Annotated in this window: 26 protein-coding genes; 11 read left to right on the top strand and 15 right to left on the bottom strand. The window is 72.0% G+C overall.

All coding sequences use genetic code 11. The features are described 5' to 3' along the window. Positions 1-247 precede the first annotated feature (247 nt). Complete coding sequence (locus tag ACGFIW_RS15060) at positions 248-1,549, top strand: sensor histidine kinase (protein WP_393314956.1); 1,302 nt, start codon at positions 248-250, stop codon at positions 1,547-1,549. 58 nt (positions 1,550-1,607) lie between these two features. Continuing rightward, a complete protein-coding gene (locus ACGFIW_RS15055) occupies positions 1,608-2,258 on the top strand; it encodes a response regulator transcription factor (RefSeq protein WP_357558032.1) in 651 nt (216 codons plus the stop codon). On the opposite strand, the gene ACGFIW_RS15050 is transcribed toward ACGFIW_RS15055, so the two are convergent. Both ACGFIW_RS15050 and ACGFIW_RS15045 read right to left on the bottom strand, forming a co-directional pair. Beyond that, a complete protein-coding gene (locus tag ACGFIW_RS15050; RefSeq protein ID WP_393314953.1) occupies positions 2,239-2,901 on the bottom strand; it encodes an HAD family hydrolase in 663 nt (220 codons plus the stop codon). The genes ACGFIW_RS15055 and ACGFIW_RS15050 overlap by 20 nt on opposite strands. Before the next feature lie 20 nt (positions 2,902-2,921). Then, positions 2,922-3,176 carry a glutaredoxin family protein gene (locus ACGFIW_RS15045; RefSeq protein ID WP_377503816.1) on the bottom strand — a complete coding sequence of 85 codons (255 nt, stop codon included), beginning with the start codon at positions 3,174-3,176 and terminating at the stop codon, positions 2,922-2,924. A gap of 715 nt (positions 3,177-3,891) precedes the next feature. Here ACGFIW_RS15045 and ACGFIW_RS15040 point away from each other — a divergent pair. The 3 genes from ACGFIW_RS15040 to ACGFIW_RS15030 all read left to right on the top strand — a co-directional run bounded on the left by ACGFIW_RS15040 (position 3,892) and on the right by ACGFIW_RS15030 (position 7,002). Further along, positions 3,892-4,848, top strand: a complete 957-nt coding sequence (locus ACGFIW_RS15040; protein WP_393314949.1) for an ECF subfamily RNA polymerase sigma factor, BldN family — start codon at positions 3,892-3,894, stop codon at positions 4,846-4,848. A 281-nt stretch (positions 4,849-5,129) separates the two neighbouring features. After that, a complete protein-coding gene (locus ACGFIW_RS15035) occupies positions 5,130-6,002 on the top strand; it encodes a DUF5667 domain-containing protein (protein WP_393315313.1) in 873 nt (290 codons plus the stop codon). A gap of 49 nt (positions 6,003-6,051) precedes the next feature. Then, positions 6,052-7,002 (top strand): HAD family hydrolase, encoded by a 951-nt coding sequence (locus ACGFIW_RS15030; RefSeq protein ID WP_393315310.1) that lies wholly within the window; start codon positions 6,052-6,054, stop codon positions 7,000-7,002. 6 nt (positions 7,003-7,008) lie between these two features. On the opposite strand, the gene ACGFIW_RS15025 is transcribed toward ACGFIW_RS15030, so the two are convergent. The 9 genes from ACGFIW_RS15025 to ACGFIW_RS14985 all read right to left on the bottom strand — a co-directional run bounded on the left by ACGFIW_RS15025 (position 7,009) and on the right by ACGFIW_RS14985 (position 15,906). Then, positions 7,009-7,887, bottom strand: a complete 879-nt coding sequence (locus tag ACGFIW_RS15025; RefSeq protein WP_393315307.1) for a lysophospholipid acyltransferase family protein — start codon at positions 7,885-7,887, stop codon at positions 7,009-7,011. 209 nt (positions 7,888-8,096) lie between these two features. Beyond that, the gene (locus tag ACGFIW_RS15020; RefSeq protein WP_393314946.1) at positions 8,097-9,170 is read right to left on the bottom strand and encodes an NAD-dependent epimerase/dehydratase family protein; all 1,074 of its coding nucleotides are present in this window, start codon (positions 9,168-9,170) and stop codon (positions 8,097-8,099) included. 115 nt (positions 9,171-9,285) lie between these two features. Continuing rightward, entirely contained in the window at positions 9,286-9,387 is a 102-nt protein-coding gene (locus tag ACGFIW_RS15015; protein WP_007465623.1) for a 30S ribosomal protein bS22, read from the bottom strand. 215 nt (positions 9,388-9,602) lie between these two features. After that, positions 9,603-9,812 carry a helix-turn-helix domain-containing protein gene (locus tag ACGFIW_RS15010; RefSeq protein ID WP_110563213.1) on the bottom strand — a complete coding sequence of 70 codons (210 nt, stop codon included), beginning with the start codon at positions 9,810-9,812 and terminating at the stop codon, positions 9,603-9,605. A gap of 241 nt (positions 9,813-10,053) precedes the next feature. Then, the gene (locus tag ACGFIW_RS15005; RefSeq protein WP_393314943.1) at positions 10,054-11,238 is read right to left on the bottom strand and encodes an ABC transporter permease; all 1,185 of its coding nucleotides are present in this window, start codon (positions 11,236-11,238) and stop codon (positions 10,054-10,056) included. Beyond that, the gene (locus ACGFIW_RS15000; RefSeq protein ID WP_393314940.1) at positions 11,235-12,161 is read right to left on the bottom strand and encodes an ABC transporter ATP-binding protein; all 927 of its coding nucleotides are present in this window, start codon (positions 12,159-12,161) and stop codon (positions 11,235-11,237) included. The genes ACGFIW_RS15005 and ACGFIW_RS15000 overlap by 4 nt, the downstream gene beginning before the upstream one ends. After that, entirely contained in the window at positions 12,158-13,549 is a 1,392-nt protein-coding gene (locus ACGFIW_RS14995; RefSeq protein WP_393314937.1) for an efflux RND transporter periplasmic adaptor subunit, read from the bottom strand. The genes ACGFIW_RS15000 and ACGFIW_RS14995 overlap by 4 nt, the downstream gene beginning before the upstream one ends. A gap of 42 nt (positions 13,550-13,591) precedes the next feature. Continuing rightward, the gene (locus ACGFIW_RS14990) at positions 13,592-14,884 is read right to left on the bottom strand and encodes a hypothetical protein (RefSeq protein WP_393314934.1); all 1,293 of its coding nucleotides are present in this window, start codon (positions 14,882-14,884) and stop codon (positions 13,592-13,594) included. Between the two features lie 101 nt (positions 14,885-14,985). Continuing rightward, entirely contained in the window at positions 14,986-15,906 is a 921-nt protein-coding gene (locus tag ACGFIW_RS14985) for a proline dehydrogenase family protein (protein WP_393314931.1), read from the bottom strand. A 108-nt stretch (positions 15,907-16,014) separates the two neighbouring features. Between ACGFIW_RS14985 and ACGFIW_RS14980 the strand changes: the two genes are divergently transcribed. Genes ACGFIW_RS14980 through ACGFIW_RS14970 form a run of 3 tightly spaced genes read left to right on the top strand, consistent with a single transcriptional unit; the run spans position 16,015 to position 18,062 of the window. After that, positions 16,015-16,287, top strand: coding sequence for a hypothetical protein (locus ACGFIW_RS14980; RefSeq protein WP_393314928.1), 273 nt, complete (start codon positions 16,015-16,017; stop codon positions 16,285-16,287). A gap of 1 nt (position 16,288) precedes the next feature. Continuing rightward, positions 16,289-17,455, top strand: a complete 1,167-nt coding sequence (locus ACGFIW_RS14975) for a glutathionylspermidine synthase family protein (protein WP_393314925.1) — start codon at positions 16,289-16,291, stop codon at positions 17,453-17,455. A gap of 19 nt (positions 17,456-17,474) precedes the next feature. After that, positions 17,475-18,062 (top strand): CGNR zinc finger domain-containing protein, encoded by a 588-nt coding sequence (locus ACGFIW_RS14970; RefSeq protein WP_393314922.1) that lies wholly within the window; start codon positions 17,475-17,477, stop codon positions 18,060-18,062. Positions 18,063-18,089: 27 nt separating this feature from the next. On the opposite strand, the gene ACGFIW_RS14965 is transcribed toward ACGFIW_RS14970, so the two are convergent. After that, complete coding sequence (locus ACGFIW_RS14965; protein WP_393314919.1) at positions 18,090-18,896, bottom strand: sugar phosphate isomerase/epimerase family protein; 807 nt, start codon at positions 18,894-18,896, stop codon at positions 18,090-18,092. A 75-nt stretch (positions 18,897-18,971) separates the two neighbouring features. Continuing rightward, on the bottom strand, positions 18,972-19,916 hold the full coding sequence (locus tag ACGFIW_RS14960; RefSeq protein ID WP_393314917.1) for a Ppx/GppA phosphatase family protein: 945 nt from the start codon (positions 19,914-19,916) through the stop codon (positions 18,972-18,974). An 80-nt stretch (positions 19,917-19,996) separates the two neighbouring features. On the opposite strand from ACGFIW_RS14960, the gene ACGFIW_RS14955 reads away from it, so the two are divergent. The 3 genes from ACGFIW_RS14955 to ACGFIW_RS14945 are packed head-to-tail and all read left to right on the top strand — an operon-like array spanning position 19,997 to position 21,413. After that, a complete protein-coding gene (locus tag ACGFIW_RS14955) occupies positions 19,997-20,794 on the top strand; it encodes a hypothetical protein (protein ID WP_393315304.1) in 798 nt (265 codons plus the stop codon). 35 nt (positions 20,795-20,829) lie between these two features. Then, positions 20,830-21,030 (top strand): hypothetical protein, encoded by a 201-nt coding sequence (locus ACGFIW_RS14950; protein ID WP_393314914.1) that lies wholly within the window; start codon positions 20,830-20,832, stop codon positions 21,028-21,030. Positions 21,031-21,062: 32 nt separating this feature from the next. Then, on the top strand, positions 21,063-21,413 hold the full coding sequence (locus tag ACGFIW_RS14945) for a type II toxin-antitoxin system death-on-curing family toxin (protein ID WP_393314911.1): 351 nt from the start codon (positions 21,063-21,065) through the stop codon (positions 21,411-21,413). Positions 21,414-21,712: 299 nt separating this feature from the next. Here ACGFIW_RS14945 and ACGFIW_RS14940 read toward each other — a convergent pair whose 3' ends face one another. Further along, complete coding sequence (locus tag ACGFIW_RS14940) at positions 21,713-22,396, bottom strand: response regulator (RefSeq protein WP_393314908.1); 684 nt, start codon at positions 22,394-22,396, stop codon at positions 21,713-21,715. Positions 22,397-22,419: 23 nt separating this feature from the next. Beyond that, the gene (locus tag ACGFIW_RS14935; protein WP_393314905.1) at positions 22,420-23,703 is read right to left on the bottom strand and encodes a sensor histidine kinase; all 1,284 of its coding nucleotides are present in this window, start codon (positions 23,701-23,703) and stop codon (positions 22,420-22,422) included. Positions 23,704-23,833: the final 130 nt, after the last annotated feature.

Genomic DNA, 23,833 nt, shown 5'->3' with positions numbered 1-23,833 from the left:
GAAGACGTGCACAAATCGCGATCTTGTCGCTGCGCGCCGCGACTCCACAGGCACCTCCATTCCACAAGATCGATTCAGCGGCGTCCCACCCGCGCCGCCCGGGCGATTATTGCTCAATCCCGACTTCTCTGACCAATCCCGCGCCGGGCCTGGTGGGGGTGGTCGGGCAGGTGGTAGGGACAGCACTACGGGGGAGAGGCGGGGCTTCGGGATGGGGACACCGGGCCCGGGTGCCTAGCCTTTTCCCATGACCGCCGTTGCCGCCACCAGCGACCAACAGATGCTGGCACCGAGCATCCCCCGCCAACTCTTCGTCGACTCCGGGTACGTGCTGCTCGGGCTGCCCCTGGCGGTGGCCAGCTTCGCCGTCCTCGTGGCCGGTTTCGCGGTCGGCCTCGGCCTGGTGGTCACGGTGATCGGCCTGCCGATCCTCAGCGGCACCCTGTACGCCGCCCGTGGGCTGGCCGACATCGAGCGGCTGCGGCTGCCGGCCGTGCTCCGGCAGCCCCGGATCCGACCGCACTACCGGCTGCCCGAGCCGGGCGCGAACACCTGGCGGCGGATCTTCGTGCCGATGCGGGACGCCCAGTCCTGGCTCGACCTGGCGCACGGCATCCTGCGGCTGATCGCGGCGGGAGCCACCTTCCTGGTGACAGTGATCTGGTGGGCCGCCGCGATCGCCGGCTCGCTCTACTGGGTGTACGACTGGGCGCTGCCCCGACCGACCGGCGAGGACCAGGACCTGGCGCAACTGCTCGGCCTGGGCGACTCGACCACCGCCCGGATCGGCCTGAACACCGCGCTCGGGGTGTTCTTCCTGATCACACTGCCGATCGTGGTCCGGGGTTGCGCGCTGCTACAGGCCAGCTTCGCCAAGGCCATGCTGACCGGGGTGGCCGAGATGCGCGACCGGATCACGGTGCTGGAGGAGCAGAAGCGGGCCGCCGTCTCCGCCGAGGCGTCCGCACTACGCCGGCTGGAACGCGACATCCACGACGGCCCCCAGCAGCGCCTGGTTCGGCTGGCGATGGACCTCAGCCGGGCTCGGATACAGCTCGCCTCCGACCCGGAGGCCGCCGGCCACACCATCGACGAGGCGGTCACCCAGACCCGGGACACGCTCGCCGAGCTGCGGGCACTGTCCCGGGGGATCGCCCCGCCGATCCTTGTCGACCGCGGCCTGCCCAGCGCCCTGGCCGCGATCGCCGGGCGCGGGCTGATCCCCATCGAGCTTCAGGTGGACCCGCAGCTCGGCACCCCGGAGGGGCGGCTCGACCCGGCGGTGGAGAACACGGCGTACTTCGTGGTGTCCGAAGCGCTGACGAACGTCGCCAAGCACAGCCGGGCGACCGAGGCCGTGGTGACAGTGGCCCGGCAGGGCACCCACCTTCAGGTGTGGGTGGGCGACGACGGGCAGGGCGGCGCGCACCTGGCCAAGGGCCACGGGCTGGCCGGCATCGCCGACCGGGTGCGGGCCGCCGGCGGTGAGTTGATGGTGGTCAGCCCGGCGGGTGGCCCCACCGAGATCCGCGCGGAGCTACCGCTGTGAGCGATCCGGCACCGCGCCGCGCCCCCGAGGCGGCCCGGACGTGGTAGACAACACAGCCATGCGGATCGTGATCGCCGACGACGCCGTCCTGCTCCGGGAGGGGCTGGTCCGGCTGCTGACCGAGAGTGGGCACCAGGTGGTGGCCGCCGTCGGGGACGGCGACGCGCTCGTCAAGGCGGTGGTGGAGCACCAGCCGGACGTGTCGATCGTCGACGTCCGGATGCCCCCGTCACACACCGACGAGGGGCTGCGGGCTGCGGTGGAGGCGCGGCGGCTGGTGCCGCGTACCCCGATCCTGGTGCTCTCCCAGTACGTCGAGGTCTCGTACGCCGATGATCTGCTGGCCACCGGCGGTGCCGGCGGCGGCATCGGCTACCTGCTCAAGGACCGGGTGGCCGCGATCGACGAGTTCCTGGACGCGCTGCGCCGGGTGGCGGCCGGCGGCACGGTGCTCGACCCGGAGGTGGTGGGTCAGCTCTTCGCCCGACGCCGCCGCGACGACCCCCTGCGTGAGCTGACCCCGCGCGAGCGCGAGGTGCTCGCCCTGATGGCCGAGGGACGCTCGAACACCGCCATCGCCCGTGCCCTGGTGGTCAGCGACGGCGCGGTGGAGAAGCACGTGCGCAACATCTTCACCAAGCTCACCCTGCCACCGGACACCGAGCAGCACCGGCGGGTGCTGGCCGTCCTCACCTATCTGCGGAACTGACCTCCCGGGCCAGGGCCACCGCGTCGGTGAGGGTGTCGGCCACCGGGTGACCGGAGGCGCGCAGCCGGCCCGGGTCGGTGAACCCGCCGGTGTAGAGCACGGCACGGCCACCCACCGCGAGCGCCGCGTCGGCGTCGTCGATGGAGTCACCGATCAACACCACCGAGGTGCCGTCCACGCCCAACTCGGCCAGGTGCAGTGTGAGCGACTCGGCCTTGCGGTCGCCGCCGACCGTGGCCCGCAGCCCGTCGACGCGGGTGAAGTGGCCGGTCAGCCCGTACGTGTGCACGGTCGGCACCAACTCCTCGTGGAACCACATGGAGAGCAGACTCTGACTGCCCGGCCAGGCCGCCATCGCGGCGTGCGCGTCGGCGGCCAGCTCACAGGTGGTCAACCCGGTGCGGTACGCCTCGTGGAAGATCCGGTCCAGGCGGCCGAACTCGTCGTCGTCCACGGCCTGCCCGAGCACCTCGGCGTAGTACTCGGCGACCGGCCGGCGGAACCGCACCCGGTGCTCGTCGAGGGTGACTGTCGGCCCACCGAGGCTCGTGAACACGACGTTGGTGGCCGACACCACCAGGCTGAGGTCGTTGAGCAGGGTGCCGTTCCAGTCCCACACGAGGTGGGGGTGCGCAGTGTCCATCACCGCACCCTAGGCACCCCTCAGAGCTGCGGCGTGGTCAGGTCCCGCAGCAGCCGGTCCTCCTCGACCCGCCAGTAGCCGTGCTCCTTGCCGTCGAGCAGCACCACCGGCAGCCGGTCGCCGTACTCGCGCTCCAGACCCTCGTCGCCGGTGACGTCCCACTCGACCCACTTGTCGCCGGTGACCGCCACCACCCGGTCGAGCGCGGCCTTGGCGTCGTCGCACAGGTGGCAGCCGGGTCGGGTGATCAGGGCGAGCCGGGCGTCAGTGGACATCGGTACCTCCGTAAGGGTGTCGGCGATCGCCGGGGGCGTCACCTGTCGCGCCGGCGCCGCCGCCGCGTACGCCCGCACAGTCTCGCCGGTTCGCGGGTGCCGCACACCCGGTACCGCCGACTCGGCCGGCACGGTGGTCGAGTCTGGCACGGCGGGCGGCGACCGGCCCGACCGACGGTGCGCACCCGTGCTCCGGTGACACACGGGACAGTCCCGTTGACGGGACGGTCCGATGTGCCACCGACGAGCCGATCAAGTCCCGCCGATGGGATGGTCGGCGCCACCCGCGGGCGTTTCGGCCACGACCGCGCGGTCAGCCGAGGCGATCGGTCAACCGAACGGGCGATAGGCCCCGACCTGGGAATCCATCCATGAACAGCCGGTCAACGGAAAGTCAAACGCACACGACGGACAACCGGTCCGCCGCTGGTGCGACGGAGCGGGAAATACTTCCGCCTTGTGTAACGGACTTGCCACGCGCGGGTGACGTTGGCCCTATCATCACTCGGGTCGGCTCACCCCATTTGCCGTGAGTCGACACCCCTCAGCCCGAGGAGGCCCCCGTGCCTGTTAGCGCATTGGACCAGCACCTCCAGGGGATTTGCCGCCCATCGGCAACCCCCTCGACCGTCCTGCCCGACCGGCTGCCCGGTCGGCCCGCCCCGACACGACACAGACCGGCCCGTCCGGCGACCCACGGGACGGGGGCAACCCGGTGACCACCTTCGGTTACGCGGAACGTCCGGTCGGCCTGACCGGTCAACCGGCGCGCTCGCACGTCAACGAGCGACCGACGGCCCGCCCTCCCATGGACGAACCACCCGGCACCGCGGCGCGCGGCGACGGCGCGGCGCAACGGATCCGCAGCCGGCCACATCACAACGAGCCGCCGCCGCGACCCGCGGTGCCCGGCGGCAACGCGCGACCAGCCGGCGGCCGGGTCGCCGTTCCGGCCCGACCGACAATGCCCACGCAGGGTCGCCGGGTCAGTGAAACGCCGACGGTGACCACCGACCCGGCGGCGGGCGAGACGGCGGTGATCCCGGCCGTGCCGGCCACCACCGCCACCACCCCGACCGGCTTCCCGAGCCGTCCGGACCCGTCCGACCCGGCCACCGAGGTCTGGACGCTGATCGAGCGCGCCCAGGCCGGTGAGTCCGAGGCGTTCGGTCTGATCTACGACCGATACGTGGACACCGTGTTCCGGTTCATCTACTTCCGGGTCGGCAATCGCCAACTCGCCGAGGACCTCACCTCGGACACCTTCCTGCGCGCGCTCAAGCGGATCGGCAGCTTCACCTGGCAGGGCCGTGACCTGGGCGCCTGGCTGGTGACGATCGCCCGCAACCTGGTCGCGGACCACTTCAAGTCCGGCCGCTACCGGCTGGAGGTCACCACCGGTGACGTGCTCGACGCCGATCGGGAGGACCGGGGCCCGGAGGGCAGCCCGGAGGCGGCGGTGGTGGAGCACATCACCAACGTCGCGCTGCTCACCGCCGTGAAACAGCTCAACCCGGAGCAGCAGGAGTGCATCGTGCTCCGCTTCCTCCAGGGCTTCTCGGTCGCCGAGACGGCCCGTGCGATGGGCAAGAACGAGGGTGCCATCAAGGCCCTCCAGTACCGGGCCGTTCGCGCCCTGGCCCGGCTTCTGCCCGACGGCTTCCAGCCGTAGATCGCAACGGCGGGACCGATGGACGTCGATCGACGTCCATGCAGCTCAGAGTCGGTCCCGCCCGGTGATGACGATCACTTTCTGTAATTTCCGCTCCGCCCGGCCCGTAACCCGTGCCAGGTCCGCCGCGTTTCTCCGGGTGCGACCGGTGGTTGTCCCGGCAGGGCCGGGTCACCGAGGTCCGACCGGCAGGCCGGCGGCACCTCACCTCCGTGGTGTCACACTGCCGCCCGGTCGTCGGCAACGACGGCGGCCGACCGGCCGTGACCAGCGAGAGAGAGGTGCCTGCGGTGGACGACATCCTCTTCTCCCGCCGGCGCGCCGAGCGCTTCGCGCAGCTTCTCGACGAGGCCAACGGCGCTCGGCGACACCACGTGCGATCCCGGATGGACGCGCAACTCGCGCCCGTCGTCGCGGTGGGCCAACGGCTCAGCACCGACCCCCCGACCGTCGAGGTGGACCAGGACTTCCGTACCGGCCTGCGAGCGATGCTGCTCGCCACCGCCGAACGGGAGGGGCTGGGCACCGCACCGGCGGCCACCGAACCGGCCACGACCGCCCGTGGGCGGCTGCTGCCGGCGGCCACCGCCCGGCGGGCCCGAGCCCGGGGCGCGATCCTGGTCGGCATCGCCGCCGGCGCCATCGCCGTCTCCGGGATCTCCGCCGCCAGCGAGAACGCGGTGCCCGGCGACGCGCTGTACGGCATGAAGCGCAAGACCGAACGCGCGCAACTCGCCCTGGCCAGCTCCAATATCAGCCGCGGTCAGCTCTTCCTGGACTTCGCCCGGACCAGACTGGGCGAGGCAGCCGAACTGCGCGGCGACCAGATCGGCTACAGCGCCGTCCTCGACGACATGGACGCCGACACCCGGCAGGGTGTCCGCCTGCTGACCACCGCCGCTGCCGAGCGGGCAGAGCCGGCCAGCCTGGACACGCTCAACACGTTCGTCACCGCCCAACGTCGGGCGGTGAGCAATCTGCTCGACGGGAGCAGCCGCGTCGACCGGGAACGGACCCAGCGGTCCCTGCGCCTACTGGAAAACATCCGGGAACGCTCGGACGCGCTGCGCGCGGCGATCGCCTGCGGCCTGCCGGTCCCGCCCGCCAGCGACACCCTCGGCCCCGACCCGAACACCTGCCCCGGGGCTCGCTGACGGCACGCCCCCTATACCGCACCTCCGACCGGCCGCGCCACAGTTCACTCTGTGCCCGGCCGGTCGACCACGTGCGGCGGCTACCCTCGCTGAAGGCACTCGTACCGGCAAGGAAGGGAGTCGCGTGGCGCGCAGCCGTAAGGTGACGGTCAGCACCGACGCCGCGGGACACACCGCGGGTTGGGCGGAGACCGACCTGGCCCCGGCCGTCGCCCCCGCTCCGGACCGGACCGCCGCGGCCTTCTTCGACGTGGACAACACGATGATGCAGGGCGCCTCGATCTACTGGTTCGCCCGTGGGCTCGCCTCCCGCAACTACTTCACCACCACCGACCTGGCCCGATTCGCCTGGCAGCAGCTCCGGTTCCGGCTGTTGGCCCGGGAGCACGCGGGTGACATGTCCGTGGCCAAGGAGGCCGCGCTGGCCTTCGTCGAAGGCTGGCGGGTCGACGACGTGGAGCGCCTCGCGGAGGAGATCTTCGACGAGATGATGGCTCCCCGGATCTGGGCCGGCACCCACCAACTCGCCCAACGGCACCTGGACTCCGGGCAGCGGGTCTGGCTGGTCAGCGCCGCCCCGGTGGAGATCGGCCGGGTGATCGCCACCCGGCTCGGCCTGACCGGTGCCATCGGCACGGTGGCCGAGGTCGTGGACGGGGCGTACACCGGGCGGTTGGTGGGTGAGCTGATGCACGGGCCGGCGAAGGCCGAGGCGGTCACCCAGCTCGCCGCGGTGGAAGGGCTCGACCTGGCCCGCTGCGCGGCCTACAGCGACTCGGCCAACGACCTGCCGCTGCTCTCCGCCGTGGGTCGGGCCGTGGCGGTCAACCCGGACGGCACCCTGCTGCGGCAGGCCCGCCAGCACGGCTGGGAGGTACGGGACTTCCGCACCGGCCGGCGGGCGGTCAAGATCGCCGTACCGTCCACCGCCGCGGCCGGGCTGGTCGTCGGCGCGGTCACCGCCGGGCTGGCACTACAGCGCCGCCGCCGCGCCGGCTGAGACGCGTTACGGGCCGAACGGGTCGGGCCGTCGCTCCAGCAGCGTGTGCACGGTCTGCTGGATCGTCTCCCGCACCTGGTCGGCGAGGTTGAAGACCACGAGCGGGTCGTCCGCCGAGTCGGTCAGGTGCGTGGTGGGGATCGGCGGACAGAACTCGATGAGCCACTTGCTGGGCAGCGGCACCATCCCCAGCGGCCCGAGCCACGGGAAGGTCGGCGTGACCGGGAAGTAGGGCAGCTTGAGCAACCGCGCCAGGGGCTTGATGTCGGCGAGCATCGGGTAGATTTCCTCGCCGCCGACGATCGCGACCGGCACGATCGGGGTGCCGGTGCGCAGCGCCGCCGACACGAAGCCGCCCCGACCGAACCGTTGCAGCTTGTACCTGTCGGCGTAGAGCTTGCCGATGCCTTTGAAACCCTCGGGGAACACCCCGACCAGGTCGCCGCCGCCGAGCAGTCGCTCGGCGTCCGGGTTGCAGGCCACCGTGCCGCCGGTCTTGCGGGCGATCTCGGACACCACAGGCATCCGGAAGACCAGATCGGCGCCGAGCAACCGCAGGTACCGGTGCGCGGGGTGCTTGTCGTGCAGCGCCGCCGAGAGGATCAACGCGTCCAGCGCCACGGTCCCCGAGTGGTTGCCGACGACCAGCGCCGGCCCGTCGACTGGCACATGTTCGAGGCCGCTGACCTCGGTGCGGAACCAGTCCCGGTAGAGCAAACGCAGCAGGGGATGGAAGACCGCGTCGGTCAACTCCGAGTCGAACCCGAACTCGTCGACCTCGTAGTCGCCGGAGAGACGCCGACGCAGAAAGGCCAGGCCGTTCGCGACCCTGCGGTCCCAGTGGTCCCCCGGCCGGTCCGGCACCGCCGGCCCGGTGCCACCCACCGGCGCGTCGACCCGGCCACCCGCGGTCGCGCCGACGGGCTCGTCGGTGGCCGCGGTGTCGACCTCGTCGGTCGGTGTCGGCGTCGGCGCGACCCGGGCAGCCGGTCGATGTCCGTTACGCCGCGCCGGCTCCACGTCCACCACCGGCGGCTGCTGCGGTACGTCGAAACGCCCGACCCCCTGCGGGTCACGCCCCTCCCCCGGCCCGGTCACGTCCGGTCCCGGACTGCGGAACGAACCTGCCGGATGCCGGCCAGGACGAGTTGCTCGGCGGCGGCCAACTGCCCCCGCGTGACCACCACCCCACCGTGGTGGGCGCGGATGAAGTCGTCGAACGCCTCGGCGGTGGAGCGGGGCGTGAAGTCGTACTCCTGCTCCAGCCGGCTGGTGTCGACCACCCGGCCGTGCACGAAGAGGTCGACCTGGTCCAGGCCGTAGCGGCCGAAGCCCATCGTGCGGGCCAACGCGGCAGCCCCGGAGAGACCCGGCTCCAACACCGGCACCGCGACCCGACCGGCCCGCCGGATCGCCTGGGACAGCGACAGCACCCCCGGACCGGCGACGTTGTAGGTGCCGGGGTGGTCCTCCACGATCGACCGGTGCAGCACCTCCAACGCGTCGTCGAAGTGCAGGAACTGCAGACGAGGGTCGCGGCCGAAGACGGTCGGCACGAACGGCTGCGCGAAGTAGCGGGTCAACGTGGTGTCGGCGGTCGAACCGATGAACGGGGCGAACCGCAGCACCGTCGCGGTGACGTCGGATCGGCGGCGCCGGAAGCCACGGACGTACCCCTCAAGGTCGAGGATGTCGCGGCCGAAACCACCACGCGGCACCTCGCGGGGTTCGGTCTCCTCGGTGAAGACCGCCGGGTCCCGGAACGACACCCCGTACGCGGCGGTCGACGAGCGGACCACGAGCTTGCGCAGCCGGGGCGCCCGTTGGCAGGCGGCGAGCATCTGCATGCTGCCGATGACGTTCTGGTCCTTCATCGCGGACCGGCCGCCGTGCTGCGGATCGGGGGCACTGACCAGGGCGAGGTGCACGACGGCGTCGACATCCAGGTCGGCGAGGAGGTCACCGAGTGAACCGGTGTCGACGCGGAGGCGTTCGACCCGGTCCAGCAGGTCGGTGAACTCGGTGCCGGAGTCCGGTGCGTCGACGCCGATGACCCGTTCGATACGCGGGTCGGCGGCCAGTCGGGCCGCCACGTGGGCACCCAGGTAGCGACCCACTCCGGTGACGAGGACGACCCCCGGAGCACCTGAGGTGCCACCGGGGGTCATCTGACGCACCTACCCCGGCAGGAAGGACCGAGCCGGGACGACCACGGCCTGATCACCTGAGCCTCCGGGAGTCGACAGTTAGGCAAGTGACACCGGGCTCAGCGCCCGGCGGCAATCACTTGCCGAGACGGCGACGCTGGACGCGGGTCTTGCGCAGCAGCTTGCGGTGCTTCTTCTTAGCCATGCGCTTACGGCGCTTCTTGACCACCGAGCCCATACGACAGCCTTTCGATACAACGTGCGGGGCGGACCGGATGACACCACGCAGGTGGCGACGGCGACCGCTTGCGGACAACGGACCGGACCAGTCTGGGCGGCAGGACGCACCGGTGGGGTCTCGGTCGGGCTCCAGGGTAGCCGCAGGGTCTCAGCCGGACCAACGCGCCCCCGTCGATGCCGGTTAGGGCGGCACCGGGAGGGCGGAGCGGTGGCTCAGGCGGTCTCTTGGAAAGCGCCCCGGAGATATTCGTGCACCGCATGCTCGGGCACCCGGAATGACCGGCCGACCCGGACGGCGGTGAGCTCACCGCTGTGCACCAGGCGATAGACAGTCATCTTGGACACCCGCATCACCGTCGCCACCTCCGCGACGGTCAGGAACCTGACCTCCGACAGCCGCCCGTCGGACTGTGACCCGGCCATGGCTCACCAACCCATCCCATGCCCGGCGCGTGCCAACCCGACGGATGCTCCGGGTCGGGCGGCGACGCGCGTGTTACCAGTACGGTAGCGGGGCGGCTGTGACCGGCGCGATCCCTTCGTACAACTGATCATGTTTCTCCTCGCCGTTCACCCGATTCACGCTCCCGGAATCACCCCTCCCGCGCCCGCCGTCCCGGTTGTCACCGACGCCCGCCCGGCGTCCCGACTGCCCCGACGCCGCTCACTCGGCGCGGAGCGCGACCACCGGGTCGAGTCGGCCGGCGCGCTGCGCGGGGACGACTCCGAAGACGATGCCCACCACCGCGGACACCCCGAAGGCCAGCGCCAACGACCACCAGGTGATCGCGGCGGGGATCGGCGACAGCGCGTCGATCAGCAGGGCGGCACCCACGCCCAGCGCCATCCCGGCCAGCCCACCGATCGTGGTGAGCAGCACCGCCTCCAGCAGGAACTGCACGCCGATATCGCGCGGGCGGGCCCCGACGGCCTTGCGCAGCCCGATCTCCCGGGTCCTCTCCCGAACGCTGACCAGCATGATGTTGGAGACACCGACCCCGCCGACGAGCAGGGAGATGCCGGCGATGGCCGCCAACACGCCGGTGAGGACGCCGAGGATGTCGCCGAGCACGCCGAGGATCTGCTGCTGGGTGACCGCGCTGAACTCGGTGTCCGGGTGCCGGCGGTTCAGCTCGGCGACGATCCGCTCGCCCAACTCGTCGATCCGTTCCCGGTCCGGTGCCTTCACGGCGATGCCGTCCACCCGTTGGGTGCCCCAGAGCCGCTGCGCGGCGGTCACCGGTACGTGCACCTCGTCGTCCCGGTCGACGCCGAGGCTCTGCCCGAGCGGCGCGAAGATGCCGATCACCCGGAACCGCACCCCGGCCAGCGTCACCTGCTGGCCGAGCGGGTCCCGGTCGGGGAAGAGCGTGCGGGCCACCGAGTCACCGAGCACCGCCACCCGCCGGCTGGTGTCCACGTCGGTGCCGGTGAGGTAGCGGCCCCGGGCCAGCGACCGCGTGAACACCGTCGGGGTGGTCTCCAGCACCCCCTGGACGGTGGTGAAGTCGGAGCGGGAGCCGGCGCGCGCTGTCGCTCCGGAGGCGACGGTGACCGCCACCAGGTCGGGGTCGCCGACCACCCGGCTGACGGCGTCGACGTCCTTGAGGGTCAGCGGCGAGACCACCGGCGCGTTGCCCACCTCGATCCGGCCGGGGACGACGAGCAACAGGTTGGAGCCCAGGCCCTCGACCTGCTGTTCGACCTTCTGCTTGGTGCCGGTGCCGATGGCCACCAGCAGGACCACCGAGGCGACCCCGATGATCACCCCGAGCATGGTCAGCGCGCTGCGCAGTCGGTTGGCCCGCAGGGCGTCCAGCGCGACCCGCCACGCCTCGGCGACCCTCACGCGGCGCCTCCCGGCCGCTCGAACTCGACCGCACCTGAGGCGGCATCGCGCGGAACGGCCTCACCGGGGGCTACCTCGCGCGGAAGGCGCCCGGTGGCTCCGGCGGCGCCACCGGAGCCACCGGACGGGTGCCCCGGGCCGCTTCCGGACGCGGACCGGGGCTCCGCGCTGGGAGCGGAGACAAGTGTCGCAGGTCGACCGGGATCGACGGACAGCGGTCGATCATGAGGGGTGTCGCTGTCCGCGACGACCACCCCGTCGCGCATCGTGATCCGGCGTTGAGCGCGGGCCGCCACCTCCTGGTCGTGGGTGACCATCACCAGCGCCACCCCGGACTCCACGTTCAACTGCTCCAGAAGCTCCAGCACCGCCGCGCCGGTGACGCTGTCCAGGTTGCCGGTCGGCTCGTCGGCCAGCAGCACCGTCGGCTCGGTGACGAGCGCACGGGCGATCGCCACCCGTTGCTGCTCACCGCCGGACATCTGGTTGGGCCGGTGGTCCAGGCGGTGCCCGAGGCCGACGCGGCCGAGCATCGCCGCCGCCCGCGCCCGACGCTGCCGCGCCGGCACACCCCGGTAGACAAGCGGCAGGGCGACGTTCTCCACGGCCGAGGTGCGCGGCAGCAGATGGAACGCCTGGAAGACGAAGCCGATCGTCTCGTTGCGCAGGGCGGCCATGTCCGGCGGGGCGAGGGTGTTGACGTCCCGTCCGCCGATCACCAACCGGCCACCGGTGGGCCGGTCCAACCCACCGAGGAGGTGCATGAGGGTCGACTTGCCCGAGCCGGACGGGCCGACCAGGGCCACGTAGTCCCCCGGTTGCACGACGAGCGACACCCCGCGCAACGCCTCGACGGACACCCCGTCGAGGTGGTACGTCCGGGACACCTCCACCGCCTCGATCGCCGGCGGGGTGCCGGTCACCGCACCTCCTGGCCGTCGCGCACCTGGTCGGTGCCGCGCACCACGATCCGGTCGCCGGGCTGCACGCCGTTGAGGATCTGCACCAGATCCGACCCCTGGACGCCCAGGGTGACCGCCGCCCGGTCGGCCCTGCCGTCGCGGACCACCCAGACCGCGTCCCGGCCGTCGGCGGAGAACACCGCCGAGGCGGGTACGGTCACCGCGTCGGCGGCCTCGCGTACCCGTAGGTGCACGATCGCGTTCATGCCCGGCCGGGGGCTCGGTGCCGGCTCGTCCTCGGCCAGCTTCCCGGCGCCCAGCGCGAGGCGCACCCGGTAACTCACCCCGCCCTGGGCGGAGTTGGTCGGCAGCACGTCCACCGAGCGGACCGTCGCGTCGTAGCTGGCGCCGCTGACCGCGTCCAACTCGACGGTGGCGGTCACGCCGGCCCGCACCAGCAGCACATCTGTCTCGTCCACCTCGGCGAGCAGCCCCAACTGCCCGGTGTCCACGACGGTCAGCACCGGTGTGCCGGCGGTGACCTGGGCGCCGACCGTGACCGCGTCGTCCACCCCGGCGGGCGGCCCGCCCTGGCCGGGCGTCAGCACGGACGGGTCGATGCCGGCCGCCTGGGCGCCACCGGCCTGCTCCAGCAGCCCGGCGAGGCCACCGGTCGAGCCACCGCCGGCCCGGGTGCCACCCGGCTGCACGACACCGGCGATCGGAGCGCGCAGGGTCAGCGCGTCGACTGTCGCCTTCGCCAGGTCGTACGCCTGCTGGGCCTGGAGCCGTTGCGCCGCGGACAGCGCGCCGACGGCGGAGCTCAGCCCGTTGATCCCCCGCTGCACCGCGCGGACGGCCTGGTCGGCGCTGCGCGCGGCGGCGGAGTACTGCCTCTGCGCGGACGTCACCTGGGTCAGCAGAGCGTTCCGCAACTGCGGGTCGGCGATCTTCTCGGCGGCCTTGCGGGCGGCGTCGAACGCCTCGTCCGCCGCCTTGTCGGTGCCGCGTCGACTGCTGGTCAGGTCACCCGTGGAGGCACCCCGACCGGCGCGCTTCGCGGCGGTCAACGCCTCCTTCGCCTGCCGCAGCCGCTGCTGGGCCGAGGGCGAGTCGACCACGGCGAGAACCTGACCACCCTTGACCCGCTGCCCAGGCTGGACACGCAGGCTGGCCAGCGTGCCGTCGGCGGGAGCGGTGAGCGTGGCGGCGGCCCGGGCGGTCACCGTCGCCGGGGCGTCGATCACCTCACTGACCTGGTTACGGGCGGCCGAGGCGAGCGCCAGGTCGGGGTCTTCGTCGCCGCACGACGCGGCGGTGGTGGTGATCAGGACGGCGACGGCGGTCAGGGCGACGAGCAGGCGCGGCCGGATGGTGCGGCCCGGCCGAGGTGACTGAGGGCGGTGCACCCATCGATGGTACGGCGGGCCGTCACACCACCCGCGGACCCGTCAGGCGGCGGCCGCGCGCACGTACGCGACGCACTCGTCGTGCAGCGTCGACCACTGCTCGCCGAACGCCTCCTCGGCGGCCACCTCAAGGGTCTTGCGCTCGTGCACCACGGCCTTGAAGAAGGTGAGCAACCGCTGGGGCCCGTACCTGTCGACGAGGTGCCGGACGGCCAGGTAGCCGACGCCGTAGCTGCCGCTGACCTGCTCGGCGGACGCATCGTCGGCCGGGTTGACGCCGGACAACTGACCGTCCCATTTGGCCCGGACCAGCTTGCGCACCTCGGCGAGCCCCTCATACCTGTCGACCGCCTGGCCGCCGGTGCCGGCGAACTCGGCCAGCCCTTCCACCAGCCACCAGGTGGTCTTGCCCGGGTAGCCGCGCTCGGGCAGTGAGGCCGCATGGGTCAGCTCGTGCCGGAGCAGGTCATCGGTGCCGCTGCTGGGCAGCCCGTCGGCGTTGAGCACCACCTCGTGGTGGCCGCCCCCCACGGTCACCGCGTAACCACCGGTCCACTCCGGTCGGTCGCCGCCGTACCAGTGCTTCCACTCGGCGCGGCCGGCGTAGAAGATCCGGTAGCGGTCCGGTGGCGACGACCCGGCGACCACGTACCCGTCGGCGATCCTGGCGGCCGCCTCGGCCTGGGCGAGCAGGCCGGGCAGTTTGCCGCGCAGCGGCCGGGTGGTGGCGACGATGGTCCGCGCGCCGACCGCCACGACCAGGTCACTGACCTCCCACGGTCGGGTGCCGGTCTCCACCGACTTGGACTCCTCCATGGCGACCAACCGGGGCTGGTCGCCGTACTCCCGCCAGCGGGTGCCGATCAGCACCGGGCTGGGTCGGCAGTTCGGTTCGACGAAGCAGTACTGGAAGCGCACCAGGAGCCGCCACTCCCCCGGCTTGCCGACGATCGGCGCGGGCAGGCCACTCGGCTCGGCCCGCCAGACCGTCACCTTGAGCTCGCGTAGCGCGGCGAAGCGTCGGCGCAGATCGGTGTGCGCGGCGGGCTCGGCGATGGCGAGGAAACCCGCGCGGTCACCGCCGAGCAGCGCCGTCGACTGCCGGTCGAGCTGGGCGGTCATCCGGTCGGCCAGCCCTCGGGCCAGCGCGGTGGCCGGGTCGTCAGCCGTCGAGGCACCGGCCCGACTGATCGTGGACCGGACGCCGTTCTCCCGGACCACGCCGACGACGAGCAACGCCGGCAGGCCGCAGCCCAGCAGCAGGACGACCACCACGAGCACCGTCCACAACGGCCAGAGCCGCCGTGGTGCTGGCTGCTGCACCCCGTCAGTCACCCGCCGAAGGGTACGACCATCCGGTGGATGGGGCGAGGCCGCCCCCGGGCCGGCGGTGACCCCGGAAGGTCGCCGCCGGCCCGTCGGCCGAACCGGAGCTGTTACTTCTTGGAGATCAGGGCACGGCCGAAGAAGACCAGGTTGGCCGGGCGCTCGGCGAGCCGGCGCATCAGGTAGCCGTACCACTCGTCGCCGTACGGGACGTAGGTGCGCACGGTGTAACCCTCGGCGGCAAGACGGGCCTGCTCCTCCGGGCGGATGCCGTAGAGCATCTGGAACTCGAAGCGCTCCGGCCCCCGGTCGAACCAGCGGGCCCGGTCCTCGCCGATCGCGATCATCCGGGGGTCGTGGGTGGCCAGCATCGGGTAGCCGTCGCCGGACATCAGGATGTTCATGCAGCGCACGTAGGACCTGTCGACCTCACGGGCCGACTGGTACGCCACCGACTCCGGCTCCTTGTACGCGCCCTTGCACAGCCGCACCCGCGACCCGGCCGAGGACAGCTCCCGGCAGTCCGACTCGGTCCGGCGCAGGTACGCCTGGAGCACCGCGCCGGTCGACGGGAAGTCCTTGCGCAGCCTGCCCAGCACCTCCAGCGTCGAGTCGGTGGTGGTGTGGTCCTCCATGTCCAGGGTGACAGTGGCGCCCGCCGCGTCAGCCGCCGTGCAGATCGCCCGCGCGTTGTCGTACGCCAACTGCTCGTCGAACATCTGACCGAGGGCGGAGAGCTTCACGCTCACCTCGGCGGCCGGGGTGAGCCCGGCGGCACCGAGCATCTTCAGCAACTTCAGGTATTCGTCGCGGGTGGCGACGGCCTGCTCGGGGGTGACGGTGTCCTCACCGAGGTGGTCGAGGGTGACCGCGAGACCGTCGTCGACGAGCCCGCGGGTCGCGCGCAACGCGTCGTCGGTGGTGGCGCCGGCGACGAACCGGCGAACGACGTCCCGGGTGTACGGGGCGGTCGCGACGAGCCGCTCGACCTGGGTTGACCGGGAGGCGGCGAGGATGACGGAACGGAGCATGAACCGAGCGTATCGCCCCTGCCAGGGGCCCCGCCGAGGGGCGGGGAGGGCCACCTCCCGGAGGGGGGCGGGGCGGCGGTGGTGGCGCCGATCGGCTACAACGATGCCGTGGACCCACGCCCCCGCCGCCGGCTACGGTCGGCCTCCGTGCAGCTCGGCGCGCTCACCGCTCTCGCGCTCGCCCTCTCCGGCTGCAACATGACCTCGGACGACGACGATGACGACGACTGTGCCCTCGGCCCGGTCGGCGGCGGCGACACCGTCGCGCTGGCGATGCGGGTCGCCGACCCGTCCGCCGGCCGCGCCGCCCCGGAGCCGACCACTGCCGCCCTGCCCGATCGCGGCGGGTTCGGCACCCACCTCGCCTCCTGCGGCGGCTGAGGTGCGCCGCGAGACGGTCGAGCCCCGACCCGACTGGGACACCACCATCCGGGAGCAGGGGCTCGTCTACGTCGATACGGAGCTGCCCGACGGCGAGATCATGTCGTACTGGGACGAGACCGGGGCGTACGCCTTCGACCTCGACGAGGTGCTGCGGCTGGAGGAGGCCACCGAGGAGCTGCACCGGATGTCGGTGGCCGCCGCCGAGCACGTGGTGGCACAGCGCCGGTACGCCGAGTTCGGCATCCCGGACTGGGCGGCCGAGGCGGTGGCCCGGTCGCTGCGGGAGACGCCACCCACCCTCTACGGGCGCTTCGACCTGGCGTACGACGGCACCTGGCCACCAAAGATGCTGGAGTACAACGCGGACACCCCGACCGCGCTCGTCGAGGCGAGCATCATCCAGTGGTACTGGCTGGAGCAGAGCCGGCCGGAGCTGGACCAGTGGAACAGCCTGCACGAGCGGCTGGTGGGCGCCTGGGCCAAGATCGCTGCCGGGCTGCACGACCCCCGGGTGCACGTGCTCTGGTCGAACGAGGAGGAGTCCGGCGAGGATCACATGACCGCCGGCTACCTGGCCGAGACCGCCCGACAGGCCGGCCTGGACGTCCAGTTGCAGCCCATCCAGAAGATCGGCTGGGACGGCCGGCGCTTCCTCGACGTCGCCGACCGCCCGGTGACCACCTGCTTCAAGCTCTACCCGTGGGAGTGGATGCTGGCCGAGCCGTACGGGCCGGCGGCCCTGGCCCCGGGCACCCCGACCACCTGGATCGAGCCGGCCTGGAAGCTGCTGCTGTCCAACAAGGCGTTGCTCGCCGTCCTGTGGGAGCTGTACCCCGACCACGAGTACCTGCTCCCGGCGTACCTCGACTCACCGCGCGGCATGACGGAGTACGTGGCCAAGCCACTGCTCGGCCGGGAGGGCGGTTCGGTCCGCATCGTCACCGCCGAGCAGGAGATCACCAACCCGGGGATCTACGGCGACGAGGGCTGGTGCTACCAGGAGTTCCGGGCATTGCCGCAGTTCGCCGGCAACCGCATGGTGCTGGGGAGCTGGATCGTCGACGGCGAGTCGGCCGGCGTGGGCGTGCGGGAGAGCGCCAGTCTGATCACCGACGGCTACGCGCGGTTCCTGCCGCACTACATCGACGCGCCGCGCACCCCATGAGTCGTCTACCGTTGGGGGTGTGAACTTCGACGCGTACGCCCGGACCGGCGTTGACCTGGTCAACGCCCGCCTGGACGACCTCGACGACCTGCGGGCCCTCTTCCCCGACGACAACGCCTGGATGCGCGACGAGGTCGCGGACCGGGACGTCGCGATCTTCCGGCGGGCCCAGAAACGGTTGCGCGACGTCTTCGAGTACGGCACCTCGGGGCGCGACGGCCAGGCGGTCACCGAGCTGAACGCGCTGCTGGAGGCGTTCCCGGTGCAGCCACGCATCTCCGGGCACGACTCCAGCGACTGGCACATGCACGTGACCAGTCGGGGCGCCTCGGTCAGCGCGGAATACCTGGCCGGTGCGGTCTGGGGGCTGTCGGTCTGGCTCTGCGAGTATGGCAGTGCCCGGTTCGGGGTCTGTGCCGACGATCGGTGCGGCAACGTCTACCTGGACACGTCGTCCAACTGCTGCCGGCGGTTCTGCTCGGAGCGCTGCGCCACCCGCTCGCACGTGGCGGCGCACCGGGCCCGCAAGCGGGCGGCCGTCGGTGAGCAGGTGACGGTCGCCGCCCAGCCGACGAGTGCCGTGGGCTCGCTCTCACCGGTCAGCTGACACACCGCCCGGCGCGGGCGGACGTGGTCAGGCGTCGACCGGGGACGGCGCGGTCAGGTGCTGACGGGCAAACTCCAGCGCGGCGCGCAGGTCGGCCTCGCGCACCGCGCGGCTCTTCGCGCCCCGGGTGGCGACCTCCACGGCGACCGCCCCGGTGAAGCCGCGCCCGGCCAGCGAGGAGAGCAGCTCCCCGCAGGGCTGGGTGCCGCGCCCGGGCACCAGGTGCTCGTCGCGGCCCTCGCCGGTGCCGTCACCGAGGTGCACGTGCGCCAGCCCGGCGCCCATCCGGTCGGCCATCGCGAGGGGGTCGCTGTGCGAGGCCGCGCAGTGCGACAGATCCAGGGTGTACGACGGGTAGCCGGTGTCGGTGGGATCCCACCCCGGCACGTACGGGACGAACTGCCGACCCGCCATCCGCACCGGGTACATGTTCTCCACGGCGAACCGCAGCCCGCTGAACCGGTCCGCGACGGTGGCCAGCCCCTCGGCGAAGTTTCGCGCGTAGTCGCGTTGCCAGGTGAACGGCGGGTGCACCACGACCGTCGGCGCGTCCAGCGTCTCGGCCAGCTCGGCGGCCCTGCGCAGCCGCTCCCACGGGTCCGGGCTCCACACCCGCTGGGTGACAAGCAGGCAGGGGGCGTGCACCGAGAGCACCGGCACCCCGTAGTGCGCCGACAGGCCGCGCAGCGCGCCCGCGTCCTGGCTGACCACGTCGGTCCAGACCATCACCTCGACCCCGTCGTAGCCGAGCGCCGCGGCCAGTTGGAACGCCGCCGCGGTCGGCTCGGGAAAGACCGACGAGCTGGACAGGAGCACGGGAACGCGGGAAGTCACGTCAGCCAGCGTAGCCCGGCAGCGCCGGCGCCATCGGGACGAGTGCCAGCAAACAGGCCGAAAACGGCCGCCCGGTCAGATCGGTTCGAGTTGATCGAGTCGACGGAGGATGACGCCCTCGCGCAGCGCCCACGGGCAGATGTCCAGTGAGCCCAGATCCAGGCGGCGCATCACCGCCTCGGCGACCACGGCACCGGCAAGCAACTGGTGGGCCCGGCCCGCGCTGACCCCCTCCAGCTCCATCAACTGGGCCGGCGGGATGTGCCGGATGAACCCGATCACCTGCCGCAGACCCGCCCGGGTCAGGCTGCGTCGCGCCCACAGCCCGGCACCGGAGGGGGCGGCCCCGGCCAGTCGGGCCAGGGTGCGGAACGTCTTCGAGGTGGCGACCGCCCGGTCCCAGCCCACCTCGGTCATCTGGTCGACGACCTTGTCCAGCCGCCCGTCCACGTACTCCCGGAGCTTCTCGATGGTCTCCGCCGACGGCGGGGCCGCGCTTGCCGGATCGAGCCGCAGCCGCTCCCGGGTCAGCCGACCGGCCCCGAGCGGCAGTGAGACCGCGACGTCCGGGTCCTCGTCGATGCCGGCGGCGATCTCCAGCGAGCCACCGCCGATGTCCAGCACCAGCAGCCGACCCGCCGACCAGCCGAACCACCGCCGCACGGCCAGGAACGTCGACCGCGCCTCGTCCGCCCCGGAGAGCACCGCCAGCCGTACGCCGGTCTCGTCCCGGACCCGGGCCAGCACCTCGGCCGCGTTGGTGGCGTCGCGCACCGCGGACGTGGCGAACGCGATCAGGTCGTCGGCCGCCAGGCCGGTGGCCGCCGCCTTGGCCATGCCGACGGCCTTGACCAGGCCGTCCGCGCCCGCCTCGGTCAGCGCGCCGTCCGGGCCGATCTGCTCGGCCAGCCGGAGCACCACCTTCTCGGAGTGCGCCGGCCACGGGTGCGCGCCGTGGTGCGCGTCCACCACGAGCAGGTGCACCGTGTTGGATCCGACGTCGAGGACACCCAGTCGCATGATGAAGACCATAGGTGCAACTCGTTTGCGCGGCTCGCCGGCCTGCGGACGGCACCGCGCGTACGCTGGGCCGGGTGACGATGGAGCTCCGTGTGCTGGTGGACGACCCGGGCGATCCGCGCAGTCGCGAGGTGCCACTGGACTTTCCCCGGGAGTGGATCGAGTTCACCGATCCGGCCGACGAGACGCACCTGATCCGCGCCGACCTGACCTGGTTGCTCTCCCGCTGGACCTGCATCTTCGGCAAGGGGTGCCACGGCATCATCGCCGGCCGGGCCGCCGACGGTTGCTGCTCGCACGGGGCGTTCTTCACCGACTCGGACGACGAGAAGCGGGTCCGTAACGCCGTCAAGCGGCTCACCCCGTCGACGTGGCAGCACTTCCAGCGCGGCTTCAAGAACTGGACCGCCGAGGACACCATCGACGGCAAGAACCCGGCCCGCCGCACCGCCACCCAGGGCCCCGACGGTCCGTGCGTCTTCCTCAACGACGCCGACTTCGCCGGCGGGGGCGGCTGCGCCCTGCACGCCCAGGCGCTGCGCGACGGAATGCACCCACTGGAATACAAGCCGGACGTCTGCTGGCAGTTGCCGATCCGCCGCGATCAGGACTGGGTGAAGCGTCCGGACAACTCCAAGGTGCTGGTCTCCACCCTGTCCGAGTTCGATCGGCGCGGTTGGGGTGCCGGCGGGCACGACCTGGACTGGTGGTGCACCTCCTCGACGGACGCGCACGTCGGCACCGAGCCGATGTACCTGTCGTACGCCCCGGAGCTGAGCGCGCTGATCGGCGCTGCCGCCTACGAGCGGCTGGCCGAGCTGTGTGCGGCGCGGGTCAAGCAGGGCATGGTCGCCCCGCACCCGGCCGACGAGATCTAGCGGATCTTGGTAGCAGTCTTGCTACCATTTGCGGCATGGCCATGACGCTCCGACTCGACGACGACCGCGAACGGCAACTCCGTCTCGCCGCGGACGAAGAGGCGCGCTCAATGCACGCCGTGGTCGTCACCGCGATCGACGACTACCTCGCACGGCGCAACGCCAAGGAGTTCGGCGGCCTCGCCGACGAGATCATCGAACGCCACGCCACCCTGCTCGCTCGCCTGGCGGAGTGATGTCGGGGGTTCGTTATCCCACCCTGGCGGACGTGGCGAGCATCGCTCGAAAGATCGGCGTCGGGATCAGGGACGCCGGCCTCGTGGAGTCGGCGGTGGCTCGGCCGCAGACGAGCGTTTTCGGGGAGGACGCCTACCCCGACCTCTGGACGAAAGCGGCCGCGCTGCTGCACTCGCTGGTCAACAACCACCCATTCGTGGACGGCAACAAGCGGATCGGCTGGATCGTCGCCATCGCCTTCCTGCTGCAGAACAACGCCGTCAGCATCGGCCAACTCGACGAGACCGACCAGGACGTCGCGTACGACTCGGTCATCGGCGTGGCGGAGAGCCGGCTGACCGAGGTGGCCGAGATCGCCGCGGCGCTGCGCAAGCTCTTCTGAGCGGCACCCGAACGCGTCCGCTTGGGTGTCCCGTCAGGGGATTCGTCCGTCGGCTGCCGGCGTGCCGACCCATCCCCCGCTGCCTGTAGAACTGCCCCACAAGTGGGGCAGACCCGGGAGACTGGCGCGGTGCACGCGTTCAGCCGAGCGGCGCGCCTCTTCAGCCCTGACGAACGGCCACGTGCCTGCGTCGCCCCACATCTGGGGCAGCTCTACAGTCGGAGGACAACACACCCCGGCCTCCGTCCGGACAGGCCGAAGGGGCCTACGCCGAGCGCAGGCCCCTTCGGGTACGCCGATCACGGCTCGAACTTGTAGCCCAGGCCCCGGACGGTGACGATGAAACGCGGCGCGGACGGCTCCGGCTCGATCTTGGAACGCAGCCGCTTGACGTGCACGTCCAACGTCTTGGTGTCACCGACGTAGTCGGCGCCCCAGACCCGGTCGATGAGCTGGCCGCGGGTGAGCACCCGGCCGGCGTTGCGCAGCAGCAGCTCCAGCAGCTCGAACTCCTTCAACGGCAACTGCACGGCCCCGCCCTCGACGGTCACCACGTGCCGTTCGATGTCCATCCGCACCGGGCCTGCGGCCAGCGTCGGAGCGCCCGCCTCGGCCACCTCCGGGCTCTGCCGGCGCAGCACCGCCCGGATCCGGGCGACCAGCTCCCGCGGCGAGTACGGCTTGGTGACGTAGTCGTCGGCGCCGATCTCCAGCCCGACCACCTTGTCGATCTCGCTGTCCCGGGCGGTGACCATGATGATCGGTACGGCCGACCGCTGCCGCAGTTGTCGGCAGACCTCGGTCCCCGACATCTCGGGCAACATCAGGTCGAGCAGCACGATGTCGGCGCCGGTTCGGTCGAACTCGGTGAGGGCTTCGGTGCCGGTCGCCGCGACCGAAACCTCGAAGCCCTCCTTACGGAGCATGTACGACAAGGCGTCGGAGAACGACTCCTCGTCCTCGACCACCAGAACGCGGCTCAACGGGGATTTCCTTTCCATTGCTGTCAGACCTGCCGTAGCCCAGCCGGACCGGACTCGATCCCAACCGGCGGCAGTGTCGCCAACAGGTCGTCCGGTGGGCTGGCGGGCAGCCGGAGGGTGAACGTCGATCCACCACCAAGAGTGCTCGACACCTCGACCCGTCCGCCATGGTTGCTCGCGATGTGTTTCACGATTGCCAGGCCGAGCCCGGTGCCGCCGGTGGCCCGCGAACGGGCCTGGTCGGCCCGGTAGAACCGCTCGAAGATCCGGTCCACGTCGGTGGGGGCGATGCCGATGCCCTGGTCAGCGACGGCGACCTCGACGTGCTCGTCGTCACCGCGCAGGGTGACCCGCACCGTGGTGTCCTCGCCCGAGTAGTTGATGGCGTTCTCGACCAGGTTCGCCACCGCCGTGGCGAGTTGGGAGTCGCTGCCGTACGCGGTGAGGCCCCGTTGACCGTCCACGGTCACCTCGACACCCCGGGCGGAGGCCGTGGTGCGGGTTCGGTCGACCACCTCGGCGATCACCCAGTCCAGCGCGACCGGCTCGGGTGGCGGCTGCGGCTCGGCGCCCTGCAACCGGGTCAACTCCAGCAACTCCTGCACCAGGCGACCCAGTCGGGTCGACTCGTGCTGGATCCGCTCGGCGAACCGGCGGGCGGCCACCAGGTCCTCGGAGAGATCTGGCGCTGCCGCGTCGGCCGGCTCGGTCGCGTCCAGCAACGCCTCGGCGAGGAGCTGAAGCGCCCCGATCGGGGTCTTCAGCTCGTGGCTCACGTTGGCCACGAAGTCCCGTCGCACCCGGGTCAACCGGTGCGCCTCGGTCACGTCGACCGCCTCGACAGCGATGAACCCGTTGCCCAGGCCCATCGCCCGCAGGTGCACGCCGAGCGGGTTCTCCCCCGCGCTGTCGCGACCCCGGGGCAGGTCCAGCTCGATCTCGCGCCGCACCCCGGTGCGTCGCACCTGGCCGGCCAGGGTACGGATCAGCGGGTGCGCGGCGATCGAGCCGGGGGTGCTGCCGGTACGCAGTAGCCCCATCGCGCGGGCGGCCGGGTTGATCAGCACCGGCACGTCGTCGTTGTCCAATACCACGACACCGGCCCGGAGCGAGTCGATCGTCCGGCGACCGAGCCCGGCCTGCTGCTCTTCGGCTATCGGGGGCCTCCCCCTGCTCCAGCGGGAGCTGACGCTCCCCGTCGACGTGGAGCGACCGTCCCGCCTCGGCAGGAACCGGGGCAGCAGGAAACCGGCGACCAGTCCGGTCGCCAACGCCACGGCCACCACGACCGCCACTGCCCAGTCCACCCGGCGATCGTAGGGTCATTGTTAACCTGGCTACCACACAGAACGGGACGAACCACCCGCACTTCGAGAAGTGTTCACCCCCACGACCGGCGTCGTTCACCGTGGTTCATCCAGGGTCCGTCCGCGCCCC

This window comes from Micromonospora sp. NPDC048935 (assembly GCF_043197875.1).
Lineage (GTDB): Bacteria > Actinomycetota > Actinomycetes > Mycobacteriales > Micromonosporaceae > Micromonospora.
Note: the sequence above shows the minus strand (reverse complement) of the source record. Positions and strands in the feature narration are given on the sequence as shown.

Coding starts and splice junctions, on each gene's coding strand:
- ACGFIW_RS15060 (WP_393314956.1), top strand. CDS start 248: ATGACCGCCGTTGCCGCCACCAGCGACCAACAGATGCTGGCACCGAGC.
- ACGFIW_RS15055 (WP_357558032.1), top strand. CDS start 1,608: ATGCGGATCGTGATCGCCGACGACGCCGTCCTGCTCCGGGAGGGGCTG.
- ACGFIW_RS15050 (WP_393314953.1), bottom strand. CDS start 2,901: ATGGACACTGCGCACCCCCACCTCGTGTGGGACTGGAACGGCACCCTG.
- ACGFIW_RS15045 (WP_377503816.1), bottom strand. CDS start 3,176: ATGTCCACTGACGCCCGGCTCGCCCTGATCACCCGACCCGGCTGCCAC.
- ACGFIW_RS15020 (WP_393314946.1), bottom strand. CDS start 9,170: ATGACCCCCGGTGGCACCTCAGGTGCTCCGGGGGTCGTCCTCGTCACC.
- ACGFIW_RS15015 (WP_007465623.1), bottom strand. CDS start 9,387: ATGGGCTCGGTGGTCAAGAAGCGCCGTAAGCGCATGGCTAAGAAGAAG.
- ACGFIW_RS15010 (WP_110563213.1), bottom strand. CDS start 9,812: ATGGCCGGGTCACAGTCCGACGGGCGGCTGTCGGAGGTCAGGTTCCTG.
- ACGFIW_RS14985 (WP_393314931.1), bottom strand. CDS start 15,906: ATGCTCCGTTCCGTCATCCTCGCCGCCTCCCGGTCAACCCAGGTCGAG.
- ACGFIW_RS14960 (WP_393314917.1), bottom strand. CDS start 19,916: ATGCGACTGGGTGTCCTCGACGTCGGATCCAACACGGTGCACCTGCTC.
- ACGFIW_RS14955 (WP_393315304.1), top strand. CDS start 19,997: ATGGAGCTCCGTGTGCTGGTGGACGACCCGGGCGATCCGCGCAGTCGC.
- ACGFIW_RS14950 (WP_393314914.1), top strand. CDS start 20,830: ATGGCCATGACGCTCCGACTCGACGACGACCGCGAACGGCAACTCCGT.